The organism is Halobaculum gomorrense (genome assembly GCF_900129775.1).
In the GTDB taxonomy this organism is placed as follows: Archaea; Halobacteriota; Halobacteria; order Halobacteriales; family Haloferacaceae; genus Halobaculum; species Halobaculum gomorrense.
Window position 1 is genome coordinate 124,532 of the sequence record NZ_FQWV01000001.1, and the last position, 24,688, is coordinate 149,219.

The 24,688-nt window shown below is 69.3% G+C and carries 21 protein-coding genes; 9 read left to right on the forward strand and 12 right to left on the reverse strand.

The window, feature by feature from the left end; all coding sequences use genetic code 11:
* Positions 1–14: 14 nt before the first annotated feature.
* From BUE16_RS00635 to BUE16_RS00655, 5 genes are all read right to left on the reverse strand, one after another.
* Positions 15–737: a DUF7289 family protein gene (locus BUE16_RS00635; RefSeq protein ID WP_073306482.1), complete on the reverse strand. Its 723-nt coding sequence runs from the start codon at positions 735–737 to the stop codon at positions 15–17.
* On the reverse strand, positions 734–2,656 hold the full coding sequence (locus tag BUE16_RS00640) for a type II secretion system F family protein (RefSeq protein WP_394327414.1): 1,923 nt from the start codon (positions 2,654–2,656) through the stop codon (positions 734–736). The genes BUE16_RS00635 and BUE16_RS00640 overlap by 4 nt, the downstream gene beginning before the upstream one ends.
* A 1-nt stretch (position 2,657) precedes the next feature.
* Entirely contained in the window at positions 2,658–4,940 is a 2,283-nt protein-coding gene (locus BUE16_RS00645; RefSeq protein ID WP_073306486.1) for a type II/IV secretion system ATPase subunit, read from the reverse strand.
* A gap of 170 nt (positions 4,941–5,110) precedes the next feature.
* Complete coding sequence (locus BUE16_RS00650) at positions 5,111–6,103, reverse strand: phosphotransferase family protein (RefSeq protein WP_079991424.1); 993 nt, start codon at positions 6,101–6,103, stop codon at positions 5,111–5,113.
* A gap of 75 nt (positions 6,104–6,178) precedes the next feature.
* Entirely contained in the window at positions 6,179–6,868 is a 690-nt protein-coding gene (locus BUE16_RS00655; RefSeq protein WP_073306488.1) for an HAD family hydrolase, read from the reverse strand.
* A 234-nt stretch (positions 6,869–7,102) separates the two neighbouring features.
* On the opposite strand from BUE16_RS00655, the gene BUE16_RS00660 reads away from it, so the two are divergent.
* Positions 7,103–7,648: a MaoC family dehydratase gene (locus BUE16_RS00660; RefSeq protein WP_073306490.1), complete on the forward strand. Its 546-nt coding sequence runs from the start codon at positions 7,103–7,105 to the stop codon at positions 7,646–7,648.
* A gap of 150 nt (positions 7,649–7,798) precedes the next feature.
* Positions 7,799–9,022, forward strand: coding sequence for an MFS transporter (locus BUE16_RS00665; RefSeq protein WP_143165332.1), 1,224 nt, complete (start codon positions 7,799–7,801; stop codon positions 9,020–9,022).
* A gap of 30 nt (positions 9,023–9,052) precedes the next feature.
* Here the strand turns inward: BUE16_RS00665 and BUE16_RS00670 are convergent, their stop codons facing one another.
* The 4 genes from BUE16_RS00670 to BUE16_RS00685 all read right to left on the reverse strand — a co-directional run bounded on the left by BUE16_RS00670 (position 9,053) and on the right by BUE16_RS00685 (position 13,612).
* Entirely contained in the window at positions 9,053–9,859 is an 807-nt protein-coding gene (locus BUE16_RS00670; protein ID WP_079991425.1) for an IclR family transcriptional regulator, read from the reverse strand.
* A gap of 400 nt (positions 9,860–10,259) precedes the next feature.
* Positions 10,260–11,468, reverse strand: a complete 1,209-nt coding sequence (locus BUE16_RS00675) for an acyl-CoA dehydrogenase family protein (protein ID WP_073306492.1) — start codon at positions 11,466–11,468, stop codon at positions 10,260–10,262.
* A 135-nt stretch (positions 11,469–11,603) separates the two neighbouring features.
* Complete coding sequence (locus BUE16_RS00680; protein ID WP_073306494.1) at positions 11,604–12,827, reverse strand: CaiB/BaiF CoA transferase family protein; 1,224 nt, start codon at positions 12,825–12,827, stop codon at positions 11,604–11,606.
* Positions 12,824–13,612, reverse strand: coding sequence for an enoyl-CoA hydratase/isomerase family protein (locus BUE16_RS00685; protein WP_073306496.1), 789 nt, complete (start codon positions 13,610–13,612; stop codon positions 12,824–12,826). Before BUE16_RS00685 ends, BUE16_RS00680 begins: the two co-directional genes overlap by 4 nt.
* Before the next feature lie 156 nt (positions 13,613–13,768).
* Here BUE16_RS00685 and BUE16_RS00690 point away from each other — a divergent pair, with 156 nt between their 5' ends.
* Positions 13,769–14,833: a mandelate racemase/muconate lactonizing enzyme family protein gene (locus BUE16_RS00690; RefSeq protein ID WP_268762476.1), complete on the forward strand. Its 1,065-nt coding sequence runs from the start codon at positions 13,769–13,771 to the stop codon at positions 14,831–14,833.
* Positions 14,834–14,974: 141 nt separating this feature from the next.
* Positions 14,975–16,051 (forward strand): isocitrate/isopropylmalate dehydrogenase family protein, encoded by a 1,077-nt coding sequence (locus BUE16_RS00695; RefSeq protein ID WP_073306498.1) that lies wholly within the window; start codon positions 14,975–14,977, stop codon positions 16,049–16,051.
* Between the two features lie 13 nt (positions 16,052–16,064).
* Here BUE16_RS00695 and BUE16_RS00700 read toward each other — a convergent pair whose 3' ends face one another.
* Entirely contained in the window at positions 16,065–16,628 is a 564-nt protein-coding gene (locus BUE16_RS00700) for a hypothetical protein (RefSeq protein WP_073306500.1), read from the reverse strand.
* A 127-nt stretch (positions 16,629–16,755) separates the two neighbouring features.
* Between BUE16_RS00700 and BUE16_RS00705 the strand changes: the two genes are divergently transcribed.
* The 4 genes from BUE16_RS00705 to BUE16_RS00720 all read left to right on the forward strand — a co-directional run bounded on the left by BUE16_RS00705 (position 16,756) and on the right by BUE16_RS00720 (position 20,213).
* A complete protein-coding gene (locus BUE16_RS00705; protein ID WP_143165333.1) occupies positions 16,756–16,995 on the forward strand; it encodes a hypothetical protein in 240 nt (79 codons plus the stop codon).
* A gap of 112 nt (positions 16,996–17,107) precedes the next feature.
* Entirely contained in the window at positions 17,108–18,301 is a 1,194-nt protein-coding gene (locus BUE16_RS00710; RefSeq protein ID WP_073306504.1) for an ABC transporter ATP-binding protein, read from the forward strand.
* Complete coding sequence (locus BUE16_RS00715; protein ID WP_073306507.1) at positions 18,301–19,257, forward strand: carbohydrate ABC transporter permease; 957 nt, start codon at positions 18,301–18,303, stop codon at positions 19,255–19,257. Before BUE16_RS00710 ends, BUE16_RS00715 begins: the two co-directional genes overlap by 1 nt.
* The gene (locus BUE16_RS00720) at positions 19,254–20,213 is read left to right on the forward strand and encodes a carbohydrate ABC transporter permease (protein ID WP_073306509.1); all 960 of its coding nucleotides are present in this window, start codon (positions 19,254–19,256) and stop codon (positions 20,211–20,213) included. Before BUE16_RS00715 ends, BUE16_RS00720 begins: the two co-directional genes overlap by 4 nt.
* Before the next feature lie 217 nt (positions 20,214–20,430).
* On the opposite strand, the gene BUE16_RS00725 is transcribed toward BUE16_RS00720, so the two are convergent.
* On the reverse strand, positions 20,431–20,751 hold the full coding sequence (locus tag BUE16_RS00725) for a hypothetical protein (RefSeq protein ID WP_073306510.1): 321 nt from the start codon (positions 20,749–20,751) through the stop codon (positions 20,431–20,433).
* A gap of 242 nt (positions 20,752–20,993) precedes the next feature.
* On the opposite strand from BUE16_RS00725, the gene BUE16_RS16530 reads away from it, so the two are divergent.
* Entirely contained in the window at positions 20,994–22,394 is a 1,401-nt protein-coding gene (locus tag BUE16_RS16530; RefSeq protein WP_073306513.1) for an extracellular solute-binding protein, read from the forward strand.
* A 448-nt stretch (positions 22,395–22,842) separates the two neighbouring features.
* Here the strand turns inward: BUE16_RS16530 and BUE16_RS00735 are convergent, their stop codons facing one another.
* A complete protein-coding gene (locus tag BUE16_RS00735; protein WP_073306516.1) occupies positions 22,843–24,648 on the reverse strand; it encodes an MmgE/PrpD family protein in 1,806 nt (601 codons plus the stop codon).
* Positions 24,649–24,688 lie beyond the last annotated feature (40 nt).

Here is a 24,688-nt window from a genome sequence, read left to right on the forward strand (position 1 = left end):
GCGGGTTCGCCGGCTCATCGACCCGCCTCCGCGTGCAACCGGTGGACCACGAGGTGGAACTCGCGCGTCCCGGGAAACCGGGCGACGACGCTGTCGACGCCGTCGCCGTCGAAGTCGCGGACGCTCGTCACTGCGCCTCGCTGCTCGAAGAACGCGCGCCACGGACGCGCCGTCGCGGTCTCGACGGCGACCCGCCACTCGCCGTCGCCGTGGACGGTGCGGCTGTGGCTCACCCGCGTCGAGACGGGGACCCGTCCTCCGCCGGCGTACGAGAAGCGCGCGTCGCCGAGGACGGCGACGCCGACGACGGCCGTCCTGGCCGAGAGCGCGAGCGCCGGATCGGCGTCCATGACGGCGTTCCCCGGCGGCCCGCGGACGACGGCGCCGGCGACGAACGCCACGCGGTGTCCGTGACTCGACCAGACTACGCCGCCGGCGTCCACGCGGCGAACCTCCCCGCTCGCGTTCAGTATCCGGACGGTGCGCTCGACGGTGCGGAGGCGACCGTCCGTGTACGAGACGATGCCCCGGTGGTGACCGGTCACCTCGACCGGAGCGAACGCGGCGTCGAGGTCCGCCGACACACGGCCCGCGTCGACGCCCGCGGTGTTCGACTCGACGACGGTGCCGACGGTCGCGGTGAGGCCGGCCATCGACAGGGCCGTGATCCCGAGGAGGAGCGCGACGCCGATGACGTGCGACTGCGCCCGGCCGCCGGGGCTTCGCTCGGGGGTCAAAGCAACCCCGCGGCCGCGAACACGGCATAGCAGAGGGCCACGAGCGTTCCGGAGTGCAGCAGCATCGCGTAGCCCCCGCGACCGGCGGCACCCGCGAACAGCCCGGACGCGAGCACCGTCGCCTGCGCGACGACGTAGAAGCGGCGGCGGTCCCGCTCGGGATCGACGGCGGTCGGATCCAGCGCGCCGCCGCCGGTCGACAGCGACGCGAGGTCCGCGAAGCCGTCGAGGACGGTGAGGTTCACGGCGACGACGATGCCGACGACCAGCAGCGCGGTCGTCCAGCCGACGGCGACGTAGACGAACATGTTGGCGCGCAGCGCGCGCTTCTCGTGATAGAGTCGCCCGACCTCCGCCTGTAACGTCTCGAACACCGCCTCGGCGTCGCTCCCGGCGTCGAGCGCCCCGGAGACGAGACCGATCGTCTGGGCCGCGAGCGGCGTACCGACGCGCTCGGTGAAGCGTTCCAGTGCACCCGTCCGGAGGTCCTCGTCGCGACCGCTTCCGATCGCGAGCGCGAACGCGAGGTCGGCCACGTCCGGGTTCAGCGGTCCGAGATCCACGTTGCACGCGGCGTGATCGACCGCGGCCGAGAGCGGCTCGCCGAGAGAGACGCGCCCCGCGACCGCGTGGACGAAGTCGCTGATCTCGCGGTCTTTGGCGTCGTCGCGCCGGCCGCACCGGAGTGCGACGCCGCCGACGGGGACGGCGTACGCCGCATAGCCGAGTAACGCCGCGTTCAGGGCGTCGACGCCGCTGGCGACGAGGCCGGCGAACACGGCGGCCCCGACCGGCGCGAGCGCAACGGCGGCGCTCGCGGGATTGCTCGGAACCGACCCCAAGAGCGCACTCGGGTCACGCGGGAGCGCGTACGTGGCCCGCTGGCCGGTCGGTCGAAGCTCGGAGACGAACGCGGCCGCGCTCGTGCCGACGACGAGCACGGCCCCGGCGGCGCCGTACACCGCGATTGCCCGTCTGGTGGTCGTTCCGATCGGGGTCGCGATCTCAGCCGAAAGCCCCGGCGCGAGCACGCTCATCACGGTGAGGACGATGACGAACAGCGCGGGAAGCACGAGGAGGACGACGAACAGCTCCGCGACGAGCTCCATCACGTCGGCGTTGCGCTCGCGTGACTGCTCGCTGCGGTGGCCGAGCATCCGCGACTCTAGCCGGAGATACCCCGCCAGCGCGTCGTCGCCCTGCGCGGCGTGCTCGCGGAACTTCAACAGGAACGGCGACAGTGCGTCCCGCGAGGGCGTGTCGCGGGCAACGCGGCCGATCCCTTCGTTGAGGCTCCCCGTGAGCGCCGCGGTCGTGAGCGCCGCGCGGATCGAGACGGCCGTCTCGCCGTAGGCGTCGTTGTCGGCGACGCGACGGAGCATCGCGCGCGGGCCGTCGCTGCCCGACGACAGCGCCGTGAGAAACCGCGCTGCCCCGGGAAGCGTCCGTTCGATCCCACTTCGACGGGCCTTGGTCCGCCACCGGAGGCGGGCGCCGGCCAGCCGAACCGTGGCGTACTTCGCGACCGTCCCGGCGAAGCCGGCGACCGCCGCGGCGACGTACAGCGGCGAGGGCGTCCCGATGTCCGGTCCCCCGACGGCGACGAGCGCGGCTCCCACCTGGGATCCGAGTGGCGACGGCAGCGCGGACACGACGGCGAGGGTCCACACGAGCACGAGTGCGCACACGATCCACGAGAGGCCGTACGCCCGCGCGACGTACACGTCGAAGCTCGTCGACATCGCCGCGCCCCGGTACCGCTTCCGGTCGACGACGTGACGACGGGCGTCCGCGTGGCGCGAGAACAGCGCGTACAGCGCCCGGTCGAACACCGAGAGGTCGCTCGCGCCGTCCAGCCCCACCCGCGTTCGCCGTGGCGATCCCCCGCCGTCGGAGGATGTCCCGTCGCTCGCGGCCAGATCACTCACTCCGATGCACCTCCGACCCGCTGTCGGGAGCGGTGCCGGCGGCGCTCCCCGGCGATCGGGTGCCGCCGCGCTCGTCGCTGGCGCGAGCGGCGGTCTCCCGACGGACGCGCTCGACGGTCGCCGCCTCGTCGGTACGGAGGTCCGCGAGGAAGTCGAACGTCTCCTCGATGTCGGTCACGCCCTCGCGGACGAGGTACCGGACGTACCGGTGCTTCCGGTGGAACTCCGCCTCGACGGCCTCGACCGTTCGATCCGTCCGGGCGGCGATGCCGTGGAACACGCGGTGATCGAGCCGCCGCGTCGCGTCGCCCAACTCCGGGTGGTCGTACGCGAACGCGAACTCGCCGCTCGGATCGCGGTCGAAGACGCCGTTCCAGCCGATCGCGGTGCCGTCCTTCTCGATTACGCCGTTCGCCCCGGTGCAGTCGTCGAACGCGCCGGCCGGACCGATCTCGATGGCCTCGCCGACGTAGCGGTCGCCGTCGGCGTTGTGCGGGAACACGACGAGGTCGATCTCTCCGAGGAGATACGGCGGCAGCCCCTGCTCGATCACGCGGTTGACGAGCGCGTCCACGTCGTCGGCGTGGGTCGTCCCGAGCACGCCGTGGCCGGTGTTGAGGCTCTCGCCGAACGTCTCGAACGACGCGGGGGTGTTGACCTCCGCGATGACCTCGATATCGGGGTTCAGGTAGTTCGTCTCCGTCATCAGGTCCGCCATCGTGACGCGCTTGAACTCGTTTTCGTGATCGCGCGTCGTCAGCGAGATGCCCGTCTCGTGCGGGAGCACCACCTCTCGGCTCCCCTCGTCGATGGAGACCGGCCGCGCGTCGAAGGGGATAAACGGCGTGTGCGCGTTCATCAGCGTCGTCTTTCCGGCGCCGGTCGCCCCGGAGAACAGCACGACGCCGCGGTGCTCGTACAGCTGCCACAGGAGGGTCACCAATTCCGTCGGGAGCGTCCCGGAGTTCACGAGGTCCACGGGAGTATGCGGATCTGCCGACTGCTTGCGCACGGAGAGGTGCGGCCCGTCAGTCGAAATGACCGGGAGCGCGACCGCACACCGGATCGTGTCGGGGACGCCGTCGAGGTCGACGTTCACCTTCGCGCTGGGGTTCGAGGCGTTCAGCTCGGTCCCGTCGAGCGCCGCGAGCTGCGTGACGACGTTGACGAACGCCGCCTCAGAGTCGAACGCGAGGTTCGTCGGCACGCGCCCCTCGGCGCCGAGGCCCGATCGAGGAACGACCTTCACGCGCTCGCCGACGCGGTTGGCCTCCACGTCCTCCAGGTGGGAGTCGCGCAACGGGATCGTGAGCACGCCCTGACCGACGTAATCGCGCAGAACGTAGTACACGAGGTCCGCGAGTCTGTCGGGCGCGTACCGGGAATCGACCGGCGGCACCGCCAGGTCGTACTCGGCGAGCGCGGACCGCACCCGATAGCCGGTCGCGTCGACCCACGCGCGGGTGTCACGGGCGGTGAGCCGCCGTGCGAGGAAGCGACGGGCGCGCTCGCGCACGAACGCCGCGCGGTCCTCGACGACCTCCGTCGCGGTCGTCTCCCAGACGCGCTCCTTGCACTCGGCGATCAGCTCCTCGTCGCCGGGGAGCAGCGGCGGCTCGCGGACGGCGTATTTCGTCGCGAAGCGGTCGTCACCTAGCAGCCGATCGCGGTACACCGCGACCTCGACGGCGAACCCCTCGAAGCTCACCTCGTAGGTCCGCAGGCGCTCGCTTGCGACCCGGCCGACGTACAGCGCGTTCACGGGCACGTCAGTGACCGCCGGCGCGAAGTCGCTCGTGTGGACGACGACGCGCCCGTCCTCGCCGGTCACGTCGGCGACCTCGACCCGGTCGTCGAGCGCGAGCGGCGTCACGCGGCCGAGCAGGCGAAACTCCCGGAGCGTGTGGTAGTCGACCCGTCGGCGCAGCGCGGGCGTCGCGTCGATGAGTCGGTCGATCGCGCGCTCGTACTTCGGCTCGAACCCGTCGTCGGCGCGCTCGACGGCGCCCGCGCGGGTGAGGGGCCGCCGGTGCTGTCCGGCGTCGAAGCGGTTGGCGACGGCGCCGACCGCGCGCTCGCCCGCTGCGCCGAGGCTCGGCTCGCGCGTCTCGTAGCGGAACTCGCTTCCGGCGGCGCCGCGGCGCTCGCGAACGGTGGCGACGACGCCCGGATACAGCTCGTACTGCGCCCGAACGTCCGGCGCGTACCAGGCGTCGGCGGAGCCGGGCGGTTCGGGCGCTGGTACGGTCGGCAGATCGCCCGTCTCTACTGTCATTACGGCTGATGCTTCGTAATAGTATTTAATACTTTATTTCGGAAAAGAATCGTGCCGTTGCCCGGTCGCGACCACCCGGGGTTCGGTCCCCTGTCGCGGTCCCGCACGCCGTCGCCGTCGACGGGCTCACCGGGCTCGAGCGCACGGTGCGGGCCAGACGACGAAGGCCGTCAGACCGTCCGTGCCAGCGCGTCGCGGTGGAACCTGACGGCCGCCTCCCGACCGAGTTCGGGATACCTCGGGTTCGTCACCGCGCCGGTCGAATCGACCGCGGTGTCAGCGATCGCGAGTGCGCGAGACAGCGAGTCGAGTTCGGGGTATCGGCGGACGGCCTCGTACCCCGCTCGAAACGCCGCGCGCTCCGCGCTCGGGTCGTCGAGGTACCAGTCGACGACGAGGTACTCGGCCTTCGCGACGGCGAGCGCCGCCGGCGCCGCCATCGGCGACTCCCAGTCCAGGACGGCGGCGACGCCGTCCTCGTCGACGAGGGCGTTCCCTGGGCGGAGGTCCCACGGGAACAGCACCGGCTCGGAGTCTCGACCGGCTGCGTTCGCCACCGCGTCGGCTGTGGCCTCGTCGAGCCGTCGCCGGATCCGGGCGGCAACTGCGTCGAACGCCGGCGGGAGCCGGTCGAGCGCGGCGCGTCCGTAGCGCCTGAGCCACGCGACCGGCTCCGTGTGCTCGCGAACCGCGAGCGTCGAACTCTGCGCCTCCGTCGGCCACTCGTCGGCCGCCCACTCCTCGCCGCTCGGCGCCACATCGCCGAAGCGCTCGAAGGTGGCAGCGGCGTGGACCTCGCCCAGGTACCGGCCGAAGGCACGCGCGACCTCGCGCCGTCGCCCGGGGTCGAGCCCCGCGAACCGCTCGTGGAGGTCGTCCCCGCGCACCCGTTCGGTGATCATGTACGCGTCGCCGCCGGCGACGCCGCCGGCGATTACCGTCGCCACGGGAATCGATGTCGCGTCATCGAGCAGCATCGTCACGGCCGCCTCCGACCGAAGCGCGTCGATGTCGCTCGCGGTCTGCACGACGACCGACGGGTCGGCCGCGAACTCGACGACCGTAGTGGTCTTGCGGTTCCCGCGGCGAACCGGCGAGACCGATGCGACGTTCCGGTCGGGGAACGCTCGGTTGACGGCCGCCCTCGGGTCGATCCCCGTCACGGCACCCTCGTGTCGTCGGCTCCGACTGCTCGGATCACGCCCGAGTCGACCCCGGCCGTCGAACCGCCGGTCTGGTCAATCACCCGATTCATCCGAGCCCTCCAGCACGGTGTCGAGCGCGTCGAGTGAATCGAGCGTCCACGTCGGACGGTACCCTTCGTCGTCGGCGTCCGGGTCGGGCCTGAGCCAGACAGAGTCCAGTCCGGCGGTGAAGGCGCCGGCGATGTCGTACTTCAGGGAGTTCCCGACGTAGACGGTGTCCGCCGGCGCGACGTCGAGCGCCGCGAGCGTGCGGTCGAACGGCTCGGCGTGGGGCTTTCGACGCGGGAGGTCGCCGGCGTACACGACCGTCTCGAGACGGTCGGCGAGTCCGAGCGTCTCGACCTTCGGCGACTGCCTGCTCCGGGGGCCGTTCGTCACGAGTCCGGTTCGGGCCGTCTCCGCAGCGCGGTCGAGGGCCGCCTCCGCACCGGGCGTGAACTCGACGGCACCGTGGTCGGCGGCGGCGACGAACGCCGTCGCCAGCGCCACCGGGTCGACCCGCCGGTCGTGGATGGCCGCCAGCCTGGCGAACCCCGCCGCGAGGTACCCGACGTGGTCGTCGGGGTCCGGCGGGCCGTCCAGCAGCGGCCAGAGCGCGCCCGGCTCGCCGAACGGGTCGATGCCGACCGATTCGAAGGCAGCCTCGTACGCCGCCGTCACGTCCCCGGTTTGCCGGCAGAGCGTCCCGTCGAGGTCGAAGAGGATACCCTCGTATCTGCTCACACCCCTCCCTTCGACCGACCGAATAAACCTGTTCGGTCGGCGGTCGGCGTGCGAGGCCCGTTGCTGTGCGGCGCCGAGGCTCGATTCACGCGCCTCGGAGCCCGGATCGCTGTCCGCGGTAGCGGTCTGCGGCGCTCGCGGTCCAGGGTCCGCCGTCGCTCGGTTCGCCGTACCCGGACGCGACCAGCCCGACGGACCACAGAGTTAATCCCCCGGGGATGACAGTCACGCCCCATGTCCGAGCGACGACTCGCGGAGGGGTGGCAGGGCCGCTACTACGAGGACTTCGAGGTCGGCGACGTGTACAAGCACCCGTACGGGCGGACGGTCACGGAGACGGACAACGTCTGGTTTACCAACGTCACGATGAACCTCAACCCGATGCACTTCAACGAGGCGTACGCCGCCGAGACCGAGTTCGGCGAGCGCCTCGTCGACGGCACGTTCGTCATCGCGCTGTCGGTGGGGATGAGCGTCATCGACGTGAGCGCGAACGCGACGGCGAACCTCGGGTACGACGAAGTCCGCCATCACGCGCCCGTCTTCCACGGCGACACCCTCTTCGCCGAGAGCGAGGTGCTCGACAAGCGCGAGTCCGACTCGCGCGAGCACGTCGGCATCGTCACCACGGAGCTGCGGACGTACAACCAGGACGACGAGCTCGTCCTCTCGCTGGAGCGCACGCCGATGGTGCTGAAGCGCGAACACGCCGAGCCGTCGGCGGCCCGGCCGACCGGGTGGCCCGAGGGGATCGGAACCCAGCCCGAGGACGTGGAGTGACCCGCGGCGTCGTGCGCCCCGGCGACGCCCGAAACGTTTTGTCCACGCCTCCGAGTGTGGGTCGATAATGACGCGGGCGTCGCCGCGGGCGGTCGACGGACGGGCCGACCGGACGCGGAGTCGTGAGCCGACGCCGGGAGGTGACCGGCCGTGAACGCGAACGACCGCGCGATCACGGGGTTCACGATGCTGGGCCACGCGCTGTTTCACACCTACGAGCTGTCGATACCGGTGTTCCTCGTCGCGTGGCTGGACGCCTTCGACGCCTCGGCGGCGGTGCTCGGCACCGTCGTCGGGGTGGGGTACGCCCTCGTCGGCGCGGGGGCGCTGCCCGCGGGCGTGCTCTCCGACCGGATCCCCTCGCGGACGCTCGTGCTCGCCTCGCTTGCGGGGATGGGCGGGGGATTCCTCGCGCTCTCGGCGGCGCCGAACGAGTGGGTGATCGCCGTCGCGCTCGCGGTGTGGGGGGCGGCTGCGAGCCTCTATCACCCGGCGGGGCTCGCGCTGCTGTCCCGAGGGACCCGCGAGCGCGGCGAGGCGTTCGCCGCCCACGGGGCCGCCGGCAACGTCGGGACTGTCCTCGGGCCGCTGCTGGCGGCGGTCGGCCTCTCGCTGTTCGACTGGCGGACGGTCGCGCTGGCGTTCGTCCTTCCGGCAGTCGTCGGTGTCGCCCTCTCGGTGCGGATCGACTTCGACGAGACCGCCGCGGTCGACGGCGGACCGGCCGAGCCTGACGGCGGCACGGCCCGGGCGGGGGTCTCCTCGGTCGAGGAGTTCCTCACGGAGTCGCGCCTGCTGTTCACGGGCGGGTTCGTCCTCGTCTTCCTCGTCGTGATGCTGTACGGGCTCTACTACCGTGGCGTGCTCACGTTCCTCCCGGAGGTGCTCGCCGGCCTGCCGGTGTTCTCCCCAGTCGAGATCGCCGGCGCGACCGTCGAACCCGGCAGGTACGCGTACGCCGGCCTGCTCGTCGTCGGCATCGGCGGACAGTACCTCGGCGGCCGGCTCACCGACGAGTACGACACCGTCCGCCTGCTCGTCGGCGCCTTCGCCGGGCTGGTCGTCGTCTCGCTCGCGTTCCTCCCCGCGGCGGCCGCCGGGATCGCCCCCCTGATCGCGGTGTGCGTCGTGCTCGGGTTCGGGGTCTACTTCGTCGCGCCCGTCTATCAGGCGACTATCGCGGACCACGTCGCCTCCGAGCGCCGCGGGCTCTCCTACGGCTTCACCTACCTGGGAATGTTCGGGGTCGGCGCGCTCGGCGCCGCGCTCGCGGGGTGGGTTCTCACCGTCGCGAGCCAGACCGCGCTGTTCACCGTGCTCGCGGGGATCGTCGGCGCCGCGGCCGTCGTCGCAGGGGTTCTCCTGCGGCGGTGACCGACGGCGGCCGCGGTCCGCCACGCCCCCTCACGCGTAGGCGATGTTCAGCTCCAGTTCGTTCACCGTGCCCAGCAGCAGGTCGGGCAGCTCCGACTCGAAGCGCTCGCCTTTCATCCGGTGGGTCGGCCCCGAGACGCTGATCGCGCCCAGGGGCCTCCCGTCGGGGAGCTCGACGGGCGCGCCAACCGCCCTCAGTCTGGGGGTGTTCTCGGCGCAGTTCGTCGCGTAGCCTCGCTCGCGCACTGTCTCCAGCTCTGCGAGCAGCGCGTCCACCTCCGTCACGGTGTTGTCGGTGATCGGATCGAGGTTGTCGCCGACAAGCTCGCGGACCCGGTCGTCGTCGTGGTGCGATAGCAGCGCCTTCCCGGCCGCGGTCGCGTATAGCGGGACGTGGCCGCCGATCGCCGAGTCGGTGTGCACCGCGTCGGGGCCAACCTCGCGGTGGACGTAGATCGCGCGGCCCGCCTCCTCGACAATGAACTGCGATCGCTCGTTCGTCTCGTTGGCGAGCTTCTCGACTTTCTCGCGCGCTATCTCGTACGCCTCGTCGCGCGAGCGCGCCGCCTCGCCCAGCCGGAGGAACTCCATCCCGAGCCGATACCCCTCCGGCGCGCGGACGACGTACCCCCGCTCGGCGAGCGTCGAGAGGTGGTCGTGGGCGGTGCTCTTGGCGACCCCCAGCTCCTCGGCCACCGCTGTGACGCCGAGCGTCGTCTCGGTCGCGAGCAGTTCCGCGATGTCGAACGCGCGACCCACCGACGAGATGCCGCCTCCGCGGTCGCTTCCGCCCGATCCATCGGTTTCAGCGGGCGTGTCGTTCGTGTGTCCGGACATCCCTGTTACGTGTGCTTCGGACTCCGTGGACTAAGCTGTTCCGAGTGAACGAACACGATCGATCAGATTCGTTCGGGTTCCTTCTGGCGACCCCGAGCGTGACGGCGTCCGTGTCCGTCCCGACGGCGGGCGGGGACCGGCCGTTCGGACGGTATCGGGTCCCGCGATCCGGTCCCCGAGCAGGGCACCGACGACGCGAGAGACGCCGCGAACGCGGCCATATAACAAATCTTTGCGTGCGTGCGTGCGCACGAGACTTATCTAACACTCCACGCCGTTCCGATCTAGTCCTCATCTAGCTCTCCACGCCGCACGCGTCGCGGTTGGGGACCGTGCCGGCACCGTCGCGACCGTTCCCTCGTGCCGACGTGTACGGCCTTGCGGAACGGAGTACTTCCGGTCAGTACGAGCGGGGGAGGCCGAGGGACTTCTCGCCGATGAAGTTGAGCGCGAGCTCCTGGGTGATGGGGACGAGCCGCGCGAGGCGGGCCTCCCGGAAGTACCGCTCCACGTCGTACTCGCGGGCGACGCCGAAGCCGCCGTGGGTCTGGACGGCGGCGTCGGCCGCCTCGAACGCGGCGTCGGCGGCGAGGTACTTCGCCGCGTTGGCGTATGACCCGAGCCGCTCGCGGGGGGCGTCGTTCGCGGAGGCGTCGGCCCCCTCGAACGTGACCGACCGAGCCGCCAACAGGCGGGCGTACGCCTCGGCGAGGGGGTGCTGGACGGCTTGGTTCGCGCCGATGGGTCCGCCGAAGACCTCCCGCTCGCCGGCGTACTCCGTAGCCGTCCGGAGCGCGAGTTCCCCCAGACCGAGGCACTCGGCGGCGATCACGAGCCGCTCCTCGTTGAGACCGTCGAGCACTTGGTAGAACCCCTCGCCCTCGTCGCCGATCAGGTGTTCCTCGGGTATCCGGAGGTCCTCGAAGAACAGCTCGAAGGAGTGGACGAACTCGCTGGCGGTCTTGTCGATCTCACTGATCTCCAGGGCGTCCTGGGCGTAGGCGTCCTCGAGGTCCACGAGAAACATCGAGATGCCCTCGGTGCGCCGCTTGACCGCCGAACGCGGGGTCGTGCGGGCGACGAGCACGATGTAGTCACTCTGGTCGACCCGCGAGATCCAGATCTTCTCGCCGGAGACGACGTACTCGTCGCCTTCCCGTCGTGCGCGCGTCTCGATCGCCGTCGACTCCGAGCCTGCGTTGGGTTCCGTCAGTCCGAACGCCTGGATCGACGTGTCGCCGGCGGCGACCGCCGGGAGCAGCTCCTCCTTGAGCGACTCATCGGCGTACTCAACAAGCGGGACGGAGTTGTAGATGCCGCCGTGGACGGCCTGCGCGGCGGCGAACCCGCCGCCGCAGGCGGCGATCTCCTCCATCATCACCGCCGTCTCCCGGGTGGACATCCCGGCGCCGCCGTACTCCTCAGGGATCAGGATACCGAACCAGCCGGCGTCGGCGAGTTCGTCGACGAACTCCTCGGGGTACTCGCCGGTCGCGGCGTGCTCGCGCCAGTACTCGTCGTCGTAGCCGTCGCAGATGTCGCGGATGCTCCGGCGGACGAGCCGCTGCGTCTCGGTCAGATCCCCGGTCTCGCGCGGGTCGACCCGCATGGTCAGGCCGCCCCCTCACGCCCGGCTTCGGGTGCGTCGTGCATCGCCCGTGGTGTCACAGCACCGCACGTAAAATACCTCGGGTCGCGGCGGTCGCCGGTGGGCCTGCGGCTCGGGGGTCGGTCCGGTTCCGATTCAGTCGTCGACCGGGCCAAAGGCGCCGGCAGCGGTCCACTCGTCGAGGGTGGTCTGGTCGCTGGCGACCTCTTGGAACACCGCCTCGGTGTGTTCACCCAGCCGCGGCGCCGGCCGGTCGATGGTCGTCTCGAAGTCGGGGAAGTTGACCGGGTGGCCGGGCAAGAGCACCTCGCCGGCGTCGGGGTCGTCGAACTCGCGAACGAGCCCTCGCGCCTCGGCCTGCTCGTGGTCGACCACGTCTGCGAGGTCGTTGAGCGGTCCGTTCGGGAACCCCGCGTCCGTGAGCGCCTCCAGCCAGTGGTCGACGGGCTCCTCGCGGAACTCCTCCTCGAGGACCGCCCGGACTGCTTCCCTGTTCGCCATGCGCTGCTCGTTCGTCGGGTACTCGCGCAGCTCCTCGCGGCCGACGAGGTCGACGAAGTCGTCCCAGCGCTCGTCGCTCGGGACACCGGTGACGAAGTGGCCGTCTGCCGCCTCGAAGAGCCCGTACGGGCACATCGACTGGTGGGTCGTCCCCTGCGGGCCGGGCACCCGCCCGTCCATCGAGTGGAACGTGACGTACTCGTTCATCACGCTGACGATGGCGTCGAACAGGCCGACGTCGAGCTTCCCGGTGAACGCCTCGACGGCCGCGCGGTCGTCGTCGTCGATCCGCTCGCGCTCGTGGAGGCGGGCCAGCAGCGCGACCGTCGCGAACAGCCCCGCCGTGAGATCGCCGATCGCTTGGCCGACCTTCACCGGGTCACCGTCCTCGGGCCCGGTGACGGACATGATCCCGCCCTCTGCCTGGAGGATGAGGTCAAGCCCCTTCTTTTCTCGGAGCGGGCCGGTCTCGCCGTACCCCTTGACGCTGGCGTAGACGATGTCCTCGTTGCGCTCGGCGATCGCCTCGTAGCCGAGCCCGAGCTTCTCGGCGACGCCGTAGCCGAAGTTCTCGATGAACACGTCCGCGTCCGCCAGCAGCTCCAGGGCGGCCTCGGTGCCCGCATCGGACTTGAGGTCCAGTTCGACGGACCGCTTGTCGCGGTTGTTCGCCATGAAATACCCCGACCTCCCCTCCGGGCCGACGCCCTGCACGCGCGAAGGGTCGCCGACGCCGGGGCGCTCGATCTTGATCACCTCGGCGCCCAGGTCCGCGAGCATCGCGCCCGCGAACGGCCCGGCGCGGTGGACGGTGAGCTCGACGACCGTCAGGTCCGAGAGGGGGCCGGTCTCGGTCATTCCGACCCCTCGTTGAACTCGTCGACCAGCTCGCGGCGCTCGTCGGTGGCGAACTGCTCCCACCAGATCTCGGCTTCGGTCTCGCGGGCGGTCTCGAGGTCCGGCGCCTCGACGGCGGCGTCGATTGCGCGCTTGGAGGCCTTCACCGCCTCGCGGCCAGTGTCCTGGATGGCCGCGACGAGTTCCGCGACGGTCTCGTCGAGGTCCTCGCGGGCGACGATGTCGTTGACGAGTCCGATCCGATGGGCCTCTTCGGCGTCGATCATGCCCGCCGTGTACACCAGCTCTTTCGCTTTCGCCTCGCCGACCAGCTGGGCCGCGCGGTACGTCGACCCGCCGGTTGGGATCTGGCCGATGTCCGTGACGGGGACGCCGAACTTCGCCTCGTCGACGGCGACCCGGAGGTCGCAGTACATCGCGAAGATGAGCCCGCCGCCGACACAGTAGCCGTTGATCTTCGCGATCACCGGCGCGTGGACGTTCTTGGCGGCCGCGTAGATGTCGAAAAAGAGGTCCTGGCGGTCTTTCTGCATCGGGTCGTGCTCCTCGGCGGGGCCCGCGTACTGCTGGATGTCCGCGCCAGCGGAGAACGCGTCATCCCCCTCGCCGGTGACGACGATCACGTCGATGGAGCGGTCGAGCCGGAACTCCGAGAACGCCCGTTGCAGGTCGAGCATCGTCTCCGTGTTCAAGGCGTTGTACTTCTCCGGTCGGTGAAAGCACACCTCGGCGACGCCGTCCTCGACGTCGACGGAGATGTGCTTATAGGAGTCGTAATCGAACACCAAGCGCACGTAATCGAGCGGTGATAAAACGTTTTGGACCACGGTGACGCGTCACACCCCATGGCGTACGACTCCACGGCGGCCGAGGTCGAGCGCGTCGAGGCGGTGCCGCTCCGGCGCGATCTCGACGGACGCTTCGCGAACGCACAGAAGTGAATCGGGACGCGCGAGTACTGCCTCGTCCGAATCGAGGCCGGCGGTGCCGTCGGCTGGGGCGAGTGCTGGGGCCCGATCGCCGGCAACCACGCGGTCGTTGAGGAGACGATTGCCCCCCTCGTCGAGGGGAGAGACCCCGGGAACGTCGAGGCGATCTACGCGGACCTCCGGCACGCGCTCCGTTCGGCACACCACTCCTACGAGCCGGTCGGGGCGCTCTCGGGCGTCGACATCGCCTTGTGGGATCTGAAGGGTCGGCTGCTCGGCGAGTCGGTCGCGTCGCTGCTCGGCGGCCGCCGCCGTGACGCCGTGTCGGCGTACGCGACCGGCGGGTTCTTTCCGGAGGCCGACGCGGTCGACGACGTGCGCGAGGCGGTCGCCGCAGAGATGGCGGGGCACGTCGACGCCGGATTCCAGGCGGTGAAACAGAAGATCGGGCTCTCGCGGCACTTCGACGCCGACCGCCGGGACGACGTCTCGCTCGTCCGGGCGGTCCGCGACGCCGTCGGCCCGGACGTACGGCTGTTCGTCGACGCCAACCACGCGTACGACCTCGCGGACGCCCGGTGGGTCGCCGATCGCCTGGCTGACCTCGACGTGGGGTTCTTCGAGGAGCCGCTGCACCCCGAGCGGCTGGACGCATACGAGCGGCTCGCCGCCCGCTCGCCGGTGCCGCTTGCGGCGGGCGAGTGTTGGGCGTTCGAGCCGCGGTTCGCCGAGGCGGCCGACCGGGGGCTGATCGGGTACGCTCAACCGGACGTGACGAGCGCCGGCGGGTTCACCGCGGCGCGGCGGACCGTCGAGGCCGCGTGGGCCCGGGGCGTGCAGCCGTTCCCGCACGTGTTCGGGAGCGCGGTCGCGCTGCACGCGAGCCTCCAGCTCCTCGCGGCGACGCCGGGCGACCCGATGGTAGAGTTCGACCGGACGCCGAACCCGATCCGTGACGACCTGGCCCGCGATCCCATCGAACCCGACGGTCCCGCGGTCTCGATCCCGGAGGAACCCGGAATCGGCCTCGAGGTCGACCCCGACGTGCTCGACGCGTTCCGGGTCGACCGACCGTGAGCGAGCGGCGGCCGGTCCCGGGGTCCGGTCGGCGGCCCGTCCACCGAGCGGCCGACTCCCCGCCGTCCGATCGACCCCCCCGGCCTCGACCGCTCGCGGCAGCCGGCGGCTCTATATGTTCCGTGAGAGCACACCGCGGACGTGACACACGACATCGCACTCGTTCCGGGTGACGGTATCGGCCCCGAGGTCATGGCGGACGCGATCCCGCTCGTCGAGCGGGTCGCGGCGGCCCACGGCGTCGACCTCGCGTTCACGGAGTACGACTGGGGAAGCGAACGGTACCTAGAGACGGGAGCGATGGCTCCCGAGGGGTTCCTGGGGATGCTCGCGGACCACGACGCGATCCTGTTGGGGGCGGTCGGCCACCCGGAGGTTCCCGATCACGTCTCGCTCCACGGCCTGCTCTTGCCGATCCGAAAGCGATTCGACCAGTCTGTCTGTCGGCGACCCTCGATACTGTTCGACGGAGTCGAGAGCCCGCTGCGGGGGTACGACGGGGGCGATATCGACTTCGTCGTCTACCGGGAGAACACCGAGGGGGAGTATGCGGACGTCGGCGGCCGCGAACACGTCGGCCATGCGCACGAGGTGGCCGTCCAGTCGGCAGTGTTCACCCGCCGGGGGACCGAGCGGGTCGTCCGCGCAGCCTTCGAGGCGGCCGCCGACCGAGAGGGGCGGCTCACGAGCGTCACGAAGTCGAACGCCCAGGCGCACTCAATGCCGTTCTGGGACGAGATCGTCCGCGAGGTGGGCGCGGAGTACCCCGAGGTGTCAGTCGAGTCGCTGCTCGTCGACGCGGCGGCAATGGACCTGGTTCGCCGGCCGGATGCGTTCGACGTAATCGTCGCCTCGAACCTCTTCGGCGACGTGCTCACCGACATCGGCGCGGAGGTGACAGGGAGTATGGGGCTCGCCCCCTCCGCGAACGTCGACCCCGGCGGCGAGCATCCCTCGATGTTCGAGCCGGTCCACGGTTCTGCGCCCGACATCGCCGGCGACGGGGTCGCGAACCCGCTCGCGACTGTCCTGTCGGCGTCGATGCTGCTGGCGCACCGCGGTGAGGCCGTCGGGGACGCCGACGCGAGCGCCGCGGGCGAGACGCTGTGGGGGGCAGTCGAGGACCAACTCGCGGACAGCTCTGCCCCGCGGACGCCTGACCTCGGAGGAGACGCCGGGACGGCTTCCGTCCTGGCGGATCTCCGCGACCGAGTGTAGCTGCCGGTCGAACTCAGTCGCCGTCGGTCCCCTCCTGCGGGCCGACGAGTTGTTCCATCGGCGTGTTGAGCGCGAAGTGATATCGTCCCAGCCCGATTGTCACGATCGCGACGAGCGCCAACGGAGCCGCGACGATCGTGAGCAAGCCGGCGGCGCCGGCGATCATGACGAACAGCCAGCGGCGGCGCTGCCGAGCGAAGCGCGTCCCCAGCCCCAAGAGCACCGAGACGACACCGAACTGAACGGTCGCGAGCGCGAGCCGCGAAGGGGCGATGCCGACCGCCGCCTCCGTGAGAAAGGCGTATCCGAAGAACGCGGCGCCGGCGACGGTGACAAGCGCCGCGGCCGCGAGACAGCCCGCACCGAGCGTGACCGGCCACTCCGGGACACGCGCGAGCACCGGCACCGATTCGGGCTCGATCGCCTCGCCGCCGTTGGAGTCGCCGGTGCCGGTCGATTCGATCGGCCGGCGCCGCTCTCGGTCGCCCACGCCCCCCTCGTACACGTCGACGGCCGCGTCGGCCTCCTCCTCCTCGTCGGGAGGGCTGTTCCCCGAACTGGCTCGTTCATCGGCCATACCGGGCGAATTCCACCCCGACAAAATAAACACACGGTCCCAAACGCACCGGGCCTCTCGCCGAACCACCACTAAATGTGGTCACTACCCTGTGATTATTTATACTAAATCTCTAAATTCCCCCGTCATGGGAACAGGAGACACCCGAGACAAGATATCACGGCGATATCCCACGTCCGTGGCGGTGGTGGTGTACGCGGCCCTGTGCATCCCGCTGTATTTCTGGCTGGAGGGCCCAGTCGGAGAGGCCGGAACCGTCGACGGGTCGGTTGCCGCCATTGGGCTGATCATCGCGTCGATCATGTTCGTTCCGGTGGTGCGCGCCGGGATCAGACGGATGACCGACCCGAACGCGGGGGCGCGGTGATTCCGGTCGCCGTCGATCCCGGCGGTTCCGCCGGAGTCGGGAGCGAGGCGAACCGGACGACGAACCAACGGACATGGACGATCCGCGGGAACGACACGGAGGCATTTGACACATGGTAGACGCGAAACTCACGGACGTACGCAAGACGTTCAACGACGGACAGGTCGTGGCCATCGACGACATCGATCTCCACATCGAGGACGGCGAGCTGTTGGTGCTCGTCGGCCCTTCGGGATGTGGCAAGTCGACGACGATGCGCTGTATCGCCGGGCTGGAAACCCCCAACGGCGGCACCATCGAGTTCGGCGGTCACGAGGTGACGAACCTCCCACCGAAGGACCGCGAGGTGTCGATGGTGTTCCAGAACTACGCGCTGTACCCGTCGATGACGGTGTATGAGAACATGGCGTTCGGCCTCAAGATGCGCGGGGCGGACCGCGAAACCATCGACGAACAGGTCCGATGGGCCGCCGAGACGATGGAGATCGGCGACCTGCTTGACCGGTACCCCACGCAGCTGTCCGGGGGACAACAGCAACGGGTCGCGCTGGGACGAGCCATCGTTCGGGACCCGGCGATTTTCCTGCTTGACGAACCGCTCAGCAACCTCGACGCGAAGCTCCGAGCGGTGATGCGCACGGAGATCCAAGAACTCCAGCAGGAACTCGACGTGGCCGCCGTCTTCGTCACCCACGACCAGGAGGAGGCGATGAGTATGGGCGACCGCATCGCAGTGATGAACGCCGGGCGCATCGAGCAGGTGGCCCCGCCCGAGGAGATCTACCACGACCCCAACTCGCTGTTCGTCGCCGACTTCATCGGCTCGCCAGCCATCAACTTCTTCGAGTGTTCGTTGACGGGGACGACCATCGACCACGACGTGTTCAGCTTCGACCTGCCCGACAGCATCGCTGAGCCGCTCGCGGCGGGCCTCGACGGCGATCAGGTCGTAATCGGCATCCGCCCGGAGGACCTTGGCATCACCGACCCGGGACAGGGACTGTTCGACACGCGAGTGGAAGTTATCGAGCCGATGGGCGACCGGAAGATCGTCTACATGGACGTGGGCGACCGCCGGATGGAGGCGGTCGTCCCGTCGAACGCGGCCGTCGAGGAGGGCGACGACATCGGCGTCTCGGTCAACTGGCCGAACTCTCACTTCTTCAGCCCGAGCGGCCCGAAGGTGCTCAAGTGGGTCCACGCGGAGGACCCATCGGTCGAGGCGGGCGCGGACACCGGTGAGTTCGTCACCGACGGCGGTGACGGCAGGATCGACGGGGACGACACCGGCGAGGTGGACGGCTGATGGCGACGATCGAACAGGACGACGATCGCTTCGGAGCCAGCCAACGGTCGTTCCTCGACCGGATCCTCGAGGAGTACGGCTCACTGCAGGGGCTGCTGTTCCTCCTGCCGACGCTCACCATTCTGTCGGTGATCGTCTTCTACCCGATGCTGGTCAACGGGCTTCTGCTCTCGTTCAAGCAGTTTACCATCCCGCCGACCGTGGCCGACCCGTGGGTCGGGCTGGAGAACTACAAGTACTGGCTCATCGGCGGCGGTCAAGCGCTGTTCGTGTTCAGCCTGAAGATGACCCTGCTGTACGAGTTCGTCGTCATCCCGCTCGACCTCGTGGTCGCGCTGGCGGCGGCGCTCGTGATGAACGAGGCGATGCCCGCGCGACCGCTCTGGCGGGGGATCATGCTCGCGGGGTACGCGAGCCCACCCATCGCTGCGGGGCTGGTGTTCGCCACGATGGAGCAGGCGGCAACGTACGGAGTCATCTACCAGATACTCTCGCCGATCTTCGACATCCCAGCGGGTGGCGGCATGACCGCCAACTCCCCGTGGGCGTTTTGGGCCATCGTGCTCGCGAAGGTGTGGCGCGACTTCGGGTTCATGTACGTCGTGTTCCTCGCGGGGGTCCAGTCCGTCCCCAGCGAGCTGTACGAGATCGCGAAAGTGGACGGCGCCGGCCCGGTCCAGCGGTTCCGTAACATCACACTGCCCCACCTGCGCACCATCATCGTGACCGTCGTGATGATCCGGACGGTGTTCACCGTCGGCAAGGTCGCGATCCCGTGGGCGGTGACCAAAGGCGGCCCGGTGAACTACACCACGTTCCTCGGCGTCGCCATCTTCAAACAGGCGTTCATCAACTGGAGCATGGGGCGGGCGGCCGCGCTCGGCATGATCTTCGCCGTGATGGTCGTCCCACTGATCCTGATTTGGGTGAAGACCGAGACGGAGGACTTCTCATGAACGACGAATCTATACAGACCGGCGACACGACGACGCGCGCAGACGGGGGAACGCCCGCTGTCGACAGACGGGAGTTCGACTTCGAGTCCTCTGAGAATGGACTCAACTGGGAACAGCACATCAAGCCTGTGGCGAAGTATGTCTCGCTCGCGGTGCTGGTGGCTGTGATGCTGTTCCCGGTGTATTACGCCTTCGCGAACAGCCTGAAGACGCCCGAACAGATCTTCACGTCGCCGCTCGGCATTCCGTGGGTCACGTTCGACCCGGCGGCGTGGTCGGAGATGGCGTGGAACACGATGTGGGAGGCGTTCCCGTTCGTGGAGTACACGCTTGCGACGTTCATCGTGAGCGTTGGCACGGCAGGGCTCGCGACCGTCTCGGCGGTGTTCGCGGCGTACGCGTTCGCCCGACTCGATTTCCCGCTGAAGAACACGCTGTTCGTGCTGAGCGTCGCCGGGTTCCTCTTCCCGGTTGTGCTGCTCGCGATCCCGATCTTCGTGCTGATGCAGCAGCTCGGGCTGTTGAATACGTATCTCGGGATGATCCTCGCGTTCACCGCGTTCACACTGCCGTACAACGTCTGGCTGCTGCGCGGCTTCTTCGAGGACCTGCCGGACAACCTCGAGGAGTCCGCCCGCGTCGACGGCTGCACGCAGATCGGCGCGTTCTTCCGCGTGATCCTGCCGCTCTCGCGGCCTGCGCTCGCGTCGGTGTTCCTGCTTGCGTTCCTGCTCGCCTGGCACAACTACGTCATGGCGTTCATCATCGGTAGCGACGAGCTCCACACGACGCTCGCGCCCGCGCTGATCGAACTGAAGGGGACGTTCTTCGTCGCCAACTTCCACTACATCATGGCGGCGACCTTCTTGACCATGCTCGTCCCGATGCTGATGTACATGTACCTCCAGAAGTATCTCGTGGAGGGGCTGACTAGCGGCGGCGGCGTCAAGGGCTGACTCCGCGCCCCGCCCGGGATCGGCCCGGACGGTTCGGTTCCGTTTCTCTGTTCTGTCGTTCAGTTCGTCCGACAAGCCACCGGCGTCGACTCCAACGTGAGGACGGACGAGCACGACTGGACGGGAGACGACCGGGCGCGACCACCGACCAGTCGCGACGGTCGCGGTCGGTGGACCCGTCGGTCAGGCGATGGCGAACGCGGAGAAGGGAGCGCGGTTATTCGCCGACGTCGACCGTCCACTCTTGGGTCTGGTCGACCTCCTCGGTACGGTGGGCCTCGATCTTGTCGCCAACTTTCGAGGCGAGGTAGCCGAGCACGAGGATCACGATCGCGGCGACGAACAGGCCGCTGTTGGCCGCCGGCTCGTCCGCGATGGCGAACCACGGGTAGATAGCGGTGCCCGAGAGCTTCCAGTCGGCGTAGAGTCCGCCGAGAAAGTGCAGGCCGGCGAGTGCGTACAGACCGGTCGAGATCTGAGCGAAATAATCTGGCAGCTCCCGTTCGCCGACTCCCCTCACGGCTGTCTGATTGGACATGTGACGGGGTATCATACGCCCCCCGATTAAGCCTTGCGCTCGCAGCGACGCCCGCACGACGCGCGTGTACGGCTCAGACCCCCGGCTAAGCCAGAGGAACTGCCGACGGGGAAACTTATATATAATACGGCTCGGAACGCGTTCGGTGTTAGCCTATGACAGGCTCAAACGGACGCGGTGACGGTAGCATCGATCGGCGCACAGTTCTCAAAGGGCTGGGTGCAGGCGCAACGGCGACCGCGATGGCAGGCTGTACCGGCGACGGTGGCGGCGGCGATGGTGGCGATGGCGGCGGTGGTGGCGATGGCGGCGGCGGCGGTGGCGGCGCCACCAAGGGCGACACCTCGAAGCCGACGCTCAACATGTGGCTCGGGTACTACACGGAGGGTGAAGTCAAACGTGAGTACACCGACCAGGTCATGAAGCAGTTCGAGCAGAAGACCGGTATCACGGTCAACATCCAAGGCGTCCCCTACGCCGACATGGTCACGAAGTTCCGGGCGGCCCGCGCCGCCGGGGACCTCCCGGACCTGATCGAGGTGATGACGAACCCCGGCGTGATCGCTGGCGGCGGCGCCCGACCGGTCAACGACCTGTTCAAGTCGATGGAGCTGTCGGACGTCGTTTCACAGTCGGTGATGAACCCCCACTACGTGTGGGGGAAGCAGGCGACCGGCAAGGACGGCGCACTCGTGACCATTCCACTGGGGGTACGGCCGTACCTCACCTGCTGGCGAACCGACTGGCTCGAACAGGCAGGCATCCCCAAAGAGCAGGTGAACTACAAGGCGGGCCAGCTCTCCTACCAGGATGACCTCCCGGGGATCTATCAGAAGCTCATGGACACGGAGCTGGGCCAGCAGAAGGGGTACTTCCCCGACGCGACCGGGATGAAACAGACCGACGAGGAGTACCTCTCGAACTACATCCCGCAGTTCGGCGGATCCCTCACGGGCGTCGTCACCGAGGACGGTAGCGAGGCCGCCATCGACACCAAGGAGGCCCGCGCAGCCATCAGCATGCAAAAGGAGTTCATCGAGAAGGGATACTTCGACGCGAACGCCATCAGCATGGGCGACGAGGAGGCGACGACCAAACACTGGGCCGGGAAGATCGCCGTCAACCACGTCCAGGACTCGACGGACCTGTGGGCCGGCTACCTCTCGAACAAGCCCGAGATGATGAAGAACGGCGGGTTCACGTGGGGGCTGCCGTACACGGGCGGGGCCGACGCCGGCCTCTCGTGGCTCCCGGCTATCGCCTTCGTCGACGGGCAGTTCAAAGATCAGGCGAAGCTCGACGCCGCCGGGAAGCTGCTGGACTTCTGGGTCGCTGACAAGGACCGCGCGGTGCAGAACTCCAAGAAGCTCGGGTTCGTCCCGCCGACGCCCGACGCGATCAAGAAGCGGGACTTCTACTCGAAGACCGACTACCACAAGGAGTTCTGGCAGGGCGCCGCCCTGAAGACCGTCGAGGAGGTCTCGCCGTCGACCATCCCCGCCGTGCCGGGTAACACGGCGATCACCTACAAGATCCCCAACAAGATGCATCAGCGCATCATGAGCCAGGGGATGAGCGTGAAGGAAGCAACCTCGAAGGCCGCCACCGAGATCAACGAGGTCCTGAAGCGGAAGCGGAGCTAAGACGGTCGATCCGCCCGCCTCCGTGCGGGCTCGTTCGCGTTCGTCCGGTCACAACCGGCGATCAAGGAAGCCGAAACCGACCGAGTTCAGAACGGTTCGCGGTTTTTGCGGTGTTGCGGAAAATCGAGGAGAAAGCCCCGTGCTTTAGCGCAGGGATGAATCCGACAAGCCCTCCACAACCAATGTGAACAAGTAGCCCGGCGTCGTATTGTGCGGTAAGACAACTCGCGTAAACTCTCAATCGGAAGAATCGGGGTCGCTTCCCGCTGATACGGACGGTTTCACGTCCACCACGGGCAACCCCGGTGGGGAGTACGTGGTTGAGGTTCATCCGCCGTCCTCACAGTACCCCTACCCGTCACTGGAGACGGTCGGAGTTGCCTTCGGGGTAGCGTTGGACAGCCGGACGCCCCACGGTGAATCCTCGCGCTTCAGCGCGGGGAGGATGTCAATTCTCCTCAGAGCGGAACGACTCGTGCCCGCACAGCCGTTCGGTCGGGTACCGCCCGTCGGCGGGCGTCCCGACCGCGAGCACGCGGGCCTCAGTCTCGGCGACGTTATGGAGGAGATGCGGGGCACCGGGGTCGAACGCGGCGGCCTCGTCGGCGGCGAGCGTCTCCCCGCCGTCTTCGGTCTCGACGGCGATCTCACCCGAGAGGACGTAGTACAGCTCCGTCTGTGTGGGGTGTCTGTGGTAGGCGTTCCCCGAGAGCCGCTCGCCCGGCGCGAGCGTCACAATGTTCACGTTCACGCCGTCGACACCGAGCGCCGTCGAGAGGTCCCGCCGCGTCCCGGGCTTGCCCTCGACCGCGTCGAGGTCGTCCGCGCTCGCGAGTCGGTAGCCGGCGTCGGGCGCGACGCCCCGCAGGAGCGTCGAGAGCGCGTCCTCGCCGGCGCGCAGCGCCGCCGCGCTCGGCGACTCGGTCAGCCCCTCGACCGCCTCGGCGACGGCGTCGACAGCCTCGGGGGACAGCACCGCCCGTGCGCACTTGTCGTACTTCTCGCGGAGACGCTCCGGTAAAACGGGGTTGTCCGGCCCGCCCGGGGCGTGCGGCTCCTCGGCCACGTGGGTCTCGCCGTCGACGGTCTCGACGCGGACGCGGGCGCCGTAGCCCGCGAAGTCGCCGCCGAGGGCGTTCTCCTCGAAGTCCCGCTCGACGAGGTCCATGGCGGCGCGCGTCTCCGGCGCCCGGACGTACCCGTCGGTGAACTCGCGGACGCCAGCGTCGCCCTCGCGCAGCACCGCCGCGAGGCAGAACTCGATCGAGAACTTCGCCTCCAGCTCGGTGTCGGCGTCCGCGTGGATGAGCATCTCGTCTGCCGCCTCGTCGAGGGTGACGACGACCCGCTCGACCGTCTCGGGTGTGAGGTCGTGCTCGGCGACGAGGTCGCGCATCCCGTCCATCGCGGCGTGGGTGATGACCCCCGAGGGGTACGGCTTGAAGCCGATGTCCGTGACGGCCCACGTCTCGCCGAGCCCCTCGGTCACCGCGGTCGGGTCGTAGCCGTCGTCGCCGACGGTCATCACCGCCCCGTAGCCGATGTCCCCCTCGAGCACGTCCGGGTCGGCGGTAAGCCCCTCCTCGGCGAGGCGGGCGGCGCGGACGCCGACGGCGGCCGCGTGGCCGGCGTGGAGCGGTTTCGTGCCCGTCCCGAAGTTCGTCTTCAGCGCCGACGAGCAGGAGGCAACGACGCCGAAGGCTCGCCTGGTCGTCTCGGCGTCGAGGTCGAGCACCGAGGCGGCCGCCGCGGCGGCACCGAACGCACCGACAGTTCCGGTAGCGTGCCAGCCGTTGTCGTAGTGGCTGGGGTAGGTCGCGTGGCCGACCCGGAAGGCCGCCTCACAGCCCGCAACGTACGCCGCGAGTACGTCCCGGCCGGTCACCTCCGGCGTCATCGACTCCTCACGGCGGGCCTGCGAAGCCGCGAGTGTGGCCGCGAACACGGGTGAAGTCGGGTGGATCACGATCGAGTCGAACGTGTCGTCGTAGTCGACTGCGTGGCCGAACGCGCCGTTCGCGAGCGCCGCGCCCGTCGGTGTCGTCGTGCCCCGACCGAACGCGGTGGCGGGTCCGCGACCGAACGCGCGGTCGGCGTACCGCCAGACCCGCTCGCCCACCTCGTGGGCCGACCCGTACAGCGCGACGCCGACGTAGTCGCGGATCGCGAGGGTCGCGTCCGCGACGACATCGTCGGGCACATCGTCGAGCGCGAGTTGCGAGACGAACGACGCGAGTGTGGCTGTCTCTCCCATGGATAGCGGTAGGTGTGAACGAGCGACAAAGGTGTATCGA